This window comes from Thauera aromatica (assembly GCF_023093595.1).
Taxonomy (GTDB): domain Bacteria; phylum Pseudomonadota; class Gammaproteobacteria; order Burkholderiales; family Rhodocyclaceae; genus Thauera; species Thauera aromatica_A.
Window position 1 is genome coordinate 1 of sequence record NZ_JALLIK010000045.1, and the last position, 3,096, is coordinate 3,096.

The 3,096-nt window shown below is 59.0% G+C and carries 4 protein-coding genes; 1 reads left to right on the top strand and 3 read right to left on the bottom strand.

All coding sequences use genetic code 11. The features are described 5' to 3' along the window. The 3 genes from MXC99_RS00540 to MXC99_RS00550 all read right to left on the bottom strand — a co-directional run. Positions 1–305 (bottom strand): AlbA family DNA-binding domain-containing protein (locus MXC99_RS00540; RefSeq protein WP_247723694.1); only part of this gene is annotated, 305 nt, incomplete at its 3' end. A 67-nt stretch (positions 306–372) separates the two neighbouring features. Further along, the gene (locus MXC99_RS00545) at positions 373–579 is read right to left on the bottom strand and encodes a helix-turn-helix domain-containing protein (protein WP_043218891.1); all 207 of its coding nucleotides are present in this window, start codon (positions 577–579) and stop codon (positions 373–375) included. A gap of 609 nt (positions 580–1,188) precedes the next feature. After that, positions 1,189–1,926 (bottom strand): hypothetical protein, encoded by a 738-nt coding sequence (locus MXC99_RS00550; protein WP_247723695.1) that lies wholly within the window; start codon positions 1,924–1,926, stop codon positions 1,189–1,191. Positions 1,927–2,055: 129 nt separating this feature from the next. Between MXC99_RS00550 and MXC99_RS00555 the strand changes: the two genes are divergently transcribed. Beyond that, positions 2,056–2,997, top strand: a complete 942-nt coding sequence (locus tag MXC99_RS00555) for a hypothetical protein (protein WP_247723696.1) — start codon at positions 2,056–2,058, stop codon at positions 2,995–2,997. Positions 2,998–3,096: the final 99 nt, after the last annotated feature.

Below are 3,096 nucleotides of genomic sequence, written 5' to 3' on the forward strand. Positions count from 1 at the left end.
GGCGGCGACGTCCGATGAGTTTCGCGCTGCGCTGCTCGGTTTCGAGGCGCCGGACGAGGACGACGAGGATGGTGACGATTAATGATGAACGCGTAGCTGCGGGAGCCCTGCAGCACCGTCACGTTAACGGTGCGCTCTGCCAGCTTGCGACGCAGTGTGTCTGGCAGGTCTGGAGGGACACGCTGATCGGCGGGAGGCTCGCTCTGGCCATCCTCGATCCCCAGCAGTAGGCGGCCACCGGTTGCATTGGCAAAGGCAATGCAATCCTTGGCGATTTCGTTCCAGTCCGCCGTCTTGCCGGTCACGGCCCGCAAGGACTTCTGGTCAAGGAGTTGCCCTTCCAAGCTCACGCGTCACTTTCCCCTGCTGGGTTCATTTTTGTTCGCTCCCATCGCCCGATTCTTCATCGGCACCTCCCGCTCGCACCCACTCATCCACTTCGGAGAGCTGGAACTTCCACAGCCGCCCTACGCGGTGCGCGGGCAGACCCTTGCGCTCGCGCCAGCGGTACACGGTGTCCTTGGCCACGCCCAAGTGCTGGGCGACGTGCTCGGCGGTAACCCACGGCTCTGTGCTCATGTCGTTGGCGCTCGGATTCTGCGATTGAAAGTCGTCTTAAATCGTTTGAAGCCTACCATTTAGGTGCTGTGGAAGCATCCCGATTGCCTTTGACTGCGTTCGCTGCAAGTTGAATGTGGTAACAAGGGGCGCAGCACCACACTGTCACCACCATGGTGGCACACAGCCGCCACAGAGCCCCCACATTGCCACCATCATCCTTGCCACACTTTCAACACCTTGTTCCCATAAGGTTGACACCCTGCTGCCACCATCCAACCACACTGTTCACACAGTGGGCCCGCAGCCCGATCTGATCGCACAGACAATTTTTGCTGATCACAAAGACCCATGCCCCGTTACTCCCTAACCTGGGCACAAGATAAGCAATAACAGTCGAGGGATTTGGAATGTACGTTGTGCAACTTTGGAATGTACGTGGCCGGAAATAAGCTTTTCGCTGCCTGATCATGTGCCCGAACAACAAAGCATTGGAAAGAACGTTGTGCCTTGTTGGAAAGAACGTAGTGCCAGATAGGGAGTAACGGGGCATGTGACCATGCTAAAAGTCATTGCGATCAGCGCAGCACGATTTGAAAACCCAGAGGCTGGAAACAGCGCATTCTTTGCCTACTCAGTTGGCGGCATGTCCGCGTTGCCGCTGCTGCGGAAATGGGCATCAACCACGCGGGCGATATCGCCAGGCTGGGCTCCTGAGTTGAATGCAAAGCGCAGCGCTTGCTCCAGTTGATGCCAGCCCTGTACTGAAGAGACATTACTGCCCACTGTTTCGGCTAGGCGATAAATCAGCCCTTCCAGCAGCTCTTCGTCACCCACGTCCGCTGCGGCCTGTTCCGCCAGCGCCAAGAGGACGTTGTGTGCAGATGACAACGAGTCGATTGGCAACCCGGCCAATGCCGCACGCGTGGTGATGACACGATCCACCCTGACGACTGTCGCCAAATCTAGGGCTTGATCGACACCCGGCTCGATCTCCATGCGGATCAGCGCATCGCCAGCCAACAGAAAGCGGGTTTTGATAAGCCCGGGCTGCTCATCCTGGAACAACCACACCGGCTGGTTGTTGGCCTGCAGCAGGCTTAGCACGAGCCTGCTGTCATCCAGTGCCCCGCGATCCTGCCACTGGTGCAACACGTCGGTACGCAGGCGACCGCCTTCCATACCGAGGTGATGTAACAGGCCGACCAAACGTTTGGCGGAGATCACCTGTTCCTTGCCACGCAGCCAGACCGAGAGGTTAGCGGTGCGGATACCGGTGGCTTCAGCGATCCGCCCCAGCGTTTCCCCGCGCAGTCGTATCAAGGCAGCGGCAAAGGCTGGCAATTGTTCGTTGGTAAGGCTTGGCATGTCGGGCTCTGTGAATTCACTGTAAATCACTATAAGACTTATTGACCGACAAGACGAGCGTACGGAGTTTGGCGATTCGCGTAAATTGGCGTTATAGTAAATTATAGTTAGATGTTTTGAGAGGCCATCATGCGTAAGCCAAAGCAAGTCCGTCCGTTGCGCCTGCGGGAATACGAAGCTGCCATTACTGCGCTCAAGGAGCAGCATCCCTGGCTTGTCCGGCAGATCGTCGAACCCGCGCCGGGGCATCTGGCTTTGGTAGCACATCTGTTTGCCCAGGTGGAATGCCTGCTGCCGCCCACAGTGCTCGCACGCAAGGGCTCACTGTCGGTGAGTTGCAACCGGGATCGCCTGGCCATTCATTACCAGCCGCCGCGACGCCACAGCGAACGCGCAGCAGCAGTGTTCGATCTGATTGCCCAGACCAAGCACCTTTCGCTGCAACAATGCCCCGTTTGCGGCGCACAGGTTGTCGGGGATGGCATCCGTCCACAGCGCTGCCCACAACATGACGGCATCCAAGGATTGTTTGCCGAAGAAGTGCGCCGCAGCCGCCAGCTCATCGTCGAACAGGGGGTACAGCAGGTGGTGCACGATCTGGGGAAGGTGACGACCGAAGATGTACGCGCCGCCATGGCGGCTGAAGATGAGCCCGTTCCGAGTGAAGCCAAACCGGAGCAGGTTCAGGAGCAGCCGACAGAAACCGCTAAATCAGTGCCCTTGCCGAGCATCGCCTTTCTCGATGAAGCCGGGCTGGAGGCGTTCGTGGATCGCCACCGACCGAAAGGCGACGACAAGTTCAAGCGCGCGCAGGCGATGGCGGAGCGGATCAAGCGGGCGGGACATGGTAGCCGCCAACTGGGCCTGCTGCCCTCGGACTGGAAAGCCCTTCTGGATGAGTTCGCACATGCCTTCCCAAACTTCCATGAACTGGCCGAGCTGCTACGTGACCACTTTGCCCTCTCCAGCCTTGGCGATGGCCGCGTGTCCTGGCCTGCCGTGTTGCTGGTCGGCCCGGCGGGTATTGGCAAAACCGAAGCAGCACGCTGGCTGGCCGATCGTAAGCGGTAACTGCCCGGCGTCCTTGCCTACTTCGAGATTTCGAAGAGATCGGATCGCAGCGGATTGGCCGCGAAGTGTTGCTTCCACAGCCTTGGGGTGAGCTGCGCC

What these genes read in the sequence shown, in the direction of transcription:
- MXC99_RS00545 (WP_043218891.1), bottom strand. Translation starts at nt 579, where the DNA reads ATGAGCACAGAGCCGTGGGTTACCGCCGAGCACGTCGCCCAGCACTTG.
- MXC99_RS00550 (WP_247723695.1), bottom strand. Translation starts at nt 1,926, where the DNA reads ATGCCAAGCCTTACCAACGAACAATTGCCAGCCTTTGCCGCTGCCTTG.
- MXC99_RS00555 (WP_247723696.1), top strand. Translation starts at nt 2,056, where the DNA reads ATGCGTAAGCCAAAGCAAGTCCGTCCGTTGCGCCTGCGGGAATACGAA.